This window comes from Chryseobacterium sp. 2TAF14 (genome assembly GCF_052115105.1).
GTDB lineage: Bacteria > Bacteroidota > Bacteroidia > Flavobacteriales > Weeksellaceae > Chryseobacterium.
Map to the genome: position 1 here is coordinate 1 of NZ_JBFRGA010000282.1, position 2,473 is coordinate 2,473.

Annotated in this window: 1 protein-coding gene and 1 pseudogene; both read left to right on the plus strand. The window is 37.6% G+C overall.

Going from position 1 to position 2,473, the window contains the following annotated elements; genetic code table 11:
• Positions 1-1,384 (plus strand): annotated as a pseudogene (locus AB4Y90_RS17470) (SusC/RagA family TonB-linked outer membrane protein); the annotation flags it as partial.
• A gap of 10 nt (positions 1,385-1,394) precedes the next feature.
• On the plus strand, positions 1,395-2,473 hold a 1,079-nt coding region (locus AB4Y90_RS17475; RefSeq protein WP_441558842.1), incomplete at its 3' end, for a RagB/SusD family nutrient uptake outer membrane protein.

Genomic DNA, 2,473 nt, shown 5'->3' on the forward strand with positions numbered 1-2,473 from the left:
GAACAGATGGGGGTATTTTCCGGCTGCATCAGTTGCATGGAAAATTAATGAAGAAAATTTCCTAAAAGAAAGCCAAACCGTAAGTGAATTAAAGCTTCGTGCGGGTTACGGTTTATCAGGAAACAACAGAATCGGTGCATTTTTATATGATACTTTCTTCATCACCTCTTCAGATTATGGTTATGCATTTGGAACCAATGTTACTCCAGGAGCAACCACAGGTAATATCATGTCGAATCCGAATGTAAAATGGGAATCAGCAGCTTCTAAAAACTTAGGTTTAGATTTTGGATTGTTTAAAGGAAAAGTTTACGGTACTCTTGATGTTTATAAAACTGATACAAAAGACCTTCTGCTTTTAGCAAAAATCCCTCAGACTTCAGGATACGAATACCAATATCAAAACTCAGGAAGTACCGAAAATAAAGGGATAGAATTCTCTATAGGAAGTGCAATTATCAACAATGAAAATTTCACCTGGAAAATTGATGCGAATATCTCTTCTAACAGAAATACAATCAAAAGTTTAGGAAACAGTGCTTCTGCAAGCTCTAATTTCTATTATTATCCTTCAGGATGGCAAAATAACTTAAATGACTTCTTGGTACAGGTTGGTAAACCAGTAGGAACTTATTGGGGTTATGTTACTGCCGGAAGATATGAAATAAGTGAGTTTGATTACAATGCAACGACACAAGTATATACTTTAAAACCTGGTATTGCGAGCTCAGCATCTGCCGCAAACGGAGCAAAACCTGTACAGCCGGGAGATCTTAAACTTCAGGATTTAAACGGAGACGGAGCTATTGACAACAATGATATGACAGACTTAGGAAATGCTCAGGCGAAATTTTACGGCGGATTTAACCAGACTTTCCGCTACAAAAACTGGGATATGAGCTTAATGTTTAATTTCTCTGTAGGAAACAAAGTGTATAATGCCAATAAACTTGAATACTCTACACAATATTTGTACAAAGACAATAACATGTCTGCAGATGTTGCCAATAGATGGAGATGGTTTAACGATGTCGGTGAAAAAGTAAATGACCCGACCCAGTTAGCCGCTCTGAATGCAAATACTACAGGATGGACTCCGCCTGCAGGAGCATATTTTTTACATTCTTACGGTATTGAAGACGGATCTTTCTTAAGATTAAACAACGTAACTTTGGGCTATTCTCTTGGAAAAGATTTTACCAAGCAGCTTGGTCTTTCAAACTTCAGACTTTATTTCACGATGAATAATGTCTTTACCATCACTGGTTACTCAGGTTACGACCCTGAAGCGAATACCAGAAGAAACCCTTTAACACCTGGAGTAGATTACGCCGCTTACCCAAGAAGCAGATTTATCTTATCAGGAGTTGACATCACTTTTTAAACCTAATATTATGAAGAAGAATAAATTTTTAACTATACTATTTGCTGTTGCAGGAATAATATCTCTGAACTCTTGTGACGATTATCTGGATGTAGAAAGCTTATCAAATACAGCCGAAGCACAACAATTTGACTCTGCAGCCGATACTTTTTCTGCATTGGTCGGAGTTTACAATTCTACGATGGGCGATAACACCTACGGTCAGAGAATGAATCTTATCCTTACACAATCCGGAGATGATTTAAGAACTTCCGGAGATTACAATGCAAATGACAGAAGAGGAATCAGCTGTTTTGGTGCAATTCCTACCAATACCGAGCTTTTAAAGCCGTTCTTAGATACTTACGCAGGGATTGAAAGAGCTAATCTTGTCATTAAAAACATTCCGCTTTCACCAGTTATGCAAACTGGATCAACTGCAGATAAGACATTAATGAACAGATATTTAGGTGAAGCTTTAACGCTTAGAGCCAATTTTTATTATGATCTTATTAAAAACTGGGGTGATGTACCTTTCCAGGATGTGCCTTCAGCAGATCTTCCCAGCGTATATTTAGCAAAAACAGACAGAGATATTATTTACGATAAAATTCTTGAAGATTTACTGAGAGCGGAAACGCTTGTCCCTTGGAGATCTGAAGGTGGTACAACTGCACAAAGAATTTCGAAAGGAGCCGTGAAAGGTTTAAGAGCAAGAATTGCATTGGCAAGAGCGGGATATTCATTAAGAAGAAATCCTCAGCAAATGATGCAGGGTTCCAATCCTCAAAAATATTATCAGATCGCTTATGATGAGTGTAAAGATATTATCAATTCCGGGCAGCATCAGCTTAATCCAAGTTATGAAGGATTGTTCAGATCATTGCACACCAATTCTCAGGATGCTACAAATGAAGTGATATATGCGATCGGGGCATTCGGAGGAAACTCAAAAACCGACAGTAAAATTGGTTATTATAACGGTGTGAGACACGATGACACCGATTGGAAATCTTCAGGCGGTATCAATGCAATTCCTGTTTATTTTTATGAATTTACAAAATACGATTTAAGAAGAGATGTCAATATTGCGATCTTCAGAGTAAATAC